The sequence below is a fragment of the Nitrospirota bacterium genome, from assembly GCA_016214385.1.
In the GTDB taxonomy this organism is placed as follows: domain Bacteria; phylum Nitrospirota; class Thermodesulfovibrionia; order UBA6902; family JACROP01; genus JACROP01.
Window position 1 is genome coordinate 1 of sequence record JACROP010000011.1, and the last position, 3267, is coordinate 3267.

The 3267-nt window shown below is 42.6% G+C and carries 6 protein-coding genes; 4 read left to right on the top strand and 2 right to left on the bottom strand.

From position 1 onward, the window contains the following. The 4 genes from cgtA to proB all read left to right on the top strand — a co-directional run. Window positions 1–711 (top strand): Obg family GTPase CgtA (gene cgtA, locus HZC12_00655; protein ID MBI5025245.1); only part of this gene is annotated, 711 nt, incomplete at its 5' end. 79 nt (window positions 712–790) lie between these two features. Beyond that, window positions 791–1045 carry an AbrB/MazE/SpoVT family DNA-binding domain-containing protein gene (locus HZC12_00660; GenBank protein MBI5025246.1) on the top strand — a complete coding sequence of 85 codons (255 nt, stop codon included), beginning with the start codon at window positions 791–793 and terminating at the stop codon, window positions 1043–1045. 3 nt (window positions 1046–1048) lie between these two features. Continuing rightward, on the top strand, window positions 1049–1456 hold the full coding sequence (locus HZC12_00665; GenBank protein ID MBI5025247.1) for a PIN domain-containing protein: 408 nt from the start codon (window positions 1049–1051) through the stop codon (window positions 1454–1456). A gap of 40 nt (window positions 1457–1496) precedes the next feature. Next, window positions 1497–2594, top strand: a complete 1098-nt coding sequence (gene proB / locus HZC12_00670; GenBank protein MBI5025248.1) for a glutamate 5-kinase — start codon at window positions 1497–1499, stop codon at window positions 2592–2594. Here the strand turns inward: proB and HZC12_00675 are convergent, their stop codons facing one another. Together HZC12_00675 and HZC12_00680 are read right to left on the bottom strand one after the other, a co-directional pair. Then, a complete protein-coding gene (locus HZC12_00675) occupies window positions 2595–3125 on the bottom strand; it encodes a DUF4416 family protein (protein ID MBI5025249.1) in 531 nt (176 codons plus the stop codon). Further along, window positions 3103–3267, bottom strand: a 165-nt coding sequence (locus HZC12_00680; GenBank protein MBI5025250.1) for an epoxyqueuosine reductase, incomplete at its 5' end; no start/stop codon positions are given. The genes HZC12_00675 and HZC12_00680, both read right to left, overlap by 23 nt.

The window sequence follows — 3267 nt, forward strand, 5'->3', positions numbered from 1 at the left end:
GCAACAACTGGCGAGCTTGTGGCAGACCTTATCAATGAAATGCAGGAGACCATAGTTACACAGGGCGGCAGGGGAGGCCTCGGCAATGCTCATTTCGCAACCTCTACAAGGCAGGCACCCAAATTCGCCCAGCCAGGTGAATCAGGTGAAGAGAAGACTTTAATCCTGGAGCTGAAGCTCTTAGCAGACGTCGGATTAATCGGCCTTCCAAATGCAGGAAAATCCACATTGATTTCTGCAATCTCAGCGGCAAGACCCAAAATCGCAGATTATCCATTCACAACCCTCGTGCCTGTGCTCGGTGTTGTTAAATACGAGGAACATAAGAGCTTTGTAGTGGCTGATATTCCGGGCCTTATCGAAGGCGCTCACAAGGGTGCTGGGCTGGGCTTTCAATTTCTAAGACATGTGGAAAGGACATCCATACTCCTGCATCTCATTGATATATCGGAGATGGCTGAGGGCGACCCTGTTGAAAATCTCAGTAAAATAAATCGGGAGCTTGAGCTTTACAGCCCCATGCTTATTGAAAAGCCACAGATGGTTGTTGGCACAAAGATTGACATTGCAGGCAATAAAAATAGATTTAATAAACTTACAGAATATTGCAAAACCAATGCAATTGATTTTTTCCCTATATCTGCAGTTACAGGTAAAGGAATTAAAAAACTTTTGTCTTATTTAGCTGTTACGGTGGAGGGAAAGAAATAATACACATTCAATGAAATAACTTTGCATATTTGTAAGAAAGATGATAAAATGTAGGAAAAATATAGAAATGGAGGATAATATGCCAGTTGCAATACTGACATCAAAGGGGCAGATGACAATACCAAAAGAGATAAGGAAGGCATTAAACCTGAAACCATCCGAAAAAGTTATTATAGTTGTTGAGGGTAACCAGGCTGTTATTAAACCTTTAAGGGGCAATATCCTTGATATCGGAGGCTCGATAAAGGTATCTGCTAAGGAAAAACCTGTAGATTTCCACAGGATCAGGGAAGAAGTAAAAAAAAGAGTTGCCAAAAAAGCAGCAGGCACTTAAGCTATGCGGAAGAAGTTTATTGATACAAATATATTCCTCAGATTTCTCATCAAAGATGACCCTTCGAAGTATAATAAGTGCAGAGAAATCTTTAAAGAAGCGCTTGAAGGCAAAATTGCCCTTGCAACATCCGGCATTGTAATTGCTGAATTAATATGGACGCTTCTGTCTTATTATAAGGTGTCAAAAGCCGATGTAATTGAAAAAATATCTATTATAATCAGCACTGAGAACCTCTATATCCCTGACAAAGATATTATTGCAGATGCCATTGTCCTTTTCAGCAGAAAAAACATTGATTACATTGATGCATATAATGCTATCTTCATGAAATATCAAGGTCTTAACGAAATTTATTCGTATGATGAAGACTTTGACGCAATTGAAGATATAAACAGGAAAGAACCGTGATGAAGTTAATGGTAAGGAATAATATAAAAAGGTTTTTCACATGAAACGATTGGTCATAAAAATAGGCAGCAATATCCTCGCATCGGCTGATGAAGGCCTTGACATGAAGAGGGTTGACACCATAGCAAAGGACGTCTCTCAGGCTATTGACAGGGGTTGCGAGGTAGTGATTGTCTCTTCAGGGGCAGTGGCAGCAGGGCTCAAGAAATTAGGCCTGAAAGAAAAACCGAAGGACATAAAACTCAAACAGGCAGCAGCGGCAATTGGCCAGTCAAGCCTTATGTGGGCTTATGAACGTAGCTTTGCAGAGTCGGGCAAGAAGGTGGCACAGGTGCTCCTCACAAGGGATGATGTGACAAACCGCCTGAGGTATATAAATGCCAGGAATACACTTCTCGCACTTTTAGGTTATGGGGTTATACCTGTAATCAATGAGAATGATACAGTCGCTGTTGATGAGATTAAGTTTGGAGACAATGACCTGCTTGCATCCCTTGTAGCAGGGCTTATCGAGGCTGAGATGCTTGTCATTCTTTCTGATGTTGAGGGTTTATATATGGAAGACCCGAAAAAAAACCCCGATGCACAGTTCATACCATATGTCGATGAGATAAACACAAAAATAGAGAAGATGGCTGGCGGTGAAGGCAGCCCCATCGGAACAGGAGGGATGTACTCAAAAGTCCTTGCTGCCAGGAGGGCTACGGCTTACGGAATCCCTGTCATAATCATGAGTGGTAGAAAAGGGGGGCTTCTCAGTCGTCTGCTCGATGGTGAAAAATTAGGGACATATTTCAAACCCAGGGAAGAAAGATTATCTTCGAGAAAGGGCTGGATAGCTTATGGCCTGAGGTCAAAGGGTGTTTTGCACCTCGATGATGGTGCAGTAAAGGCCCTGATAACCCAGGGCAGAAGCCTCCTCCCTTCAGGCATTACAATGGTTGAGGGCGATTTTAATATCGGCGATGCTGTAAGCTGTGTAAATCAGGAAGGTAGGAGGATTGCTAAAGGTCTGACCAATTATTCTTCAGAAGACCTCAGGCGTATTAAAGGCAAGAAGACCTCAGAGATAGAAAAGACACTCGGATATAAATATTCAGATGAGGCAATACACAGAGACAACCTCGTGCTGCTTTAATTACTTCTTTATACCCTTCTCCATCTGGGCCTTATATAAATCCCTTGCCCTTATGAATATGTCAATGTATTCAGGGGTCCTGAAATCCGGATAGGTGTAGGGCATTGGCTGATAAGTCTTTCCTGAAAATGTAAGTGTCACCTCGCCGTATATGCCATGGCTGAGATAGAGCCTGTGAGAGAAGTCTTTAGTAGAAACCAGGATGACCTTTGCAAAATTCAAATAGCCAGGGTCAAGATTTATCCTCCTGCCCCCGCCTTTTCTGAGGTACCGCTGTTCAAGTTCAATGGTTTTTAACTTTATTTCAGGAAGGGCCTCTGGTCTTATCAGGTCATGGAAGAAAATAAATTTTCTCCTGAGCCCGTCGCCCATCTCCTTTGAATAGTAATCAGTATGTTGCCAGAGCCAGACAGGACTCTCTAAATCAACGGGGCCGAATGTTGATTTAAGCTCTCTCTTGAGCTCTTCAAAGAGGAATACCTCAGGAGAAAGCATGCATGTAAATAATTTAACTAACTGTGGTTCCTGCATCGCACACCTTTACACAGAGCCCGCATATATATTGCCCTATATTGCGAGTCTTTGCAAAGTCTTTTAATTTCTCAAGGCAGGCTGCCTTGTCCCATTTATTATATGTTTCGCCTATAGCATTTGCCGGGCAGACGCCGAGACA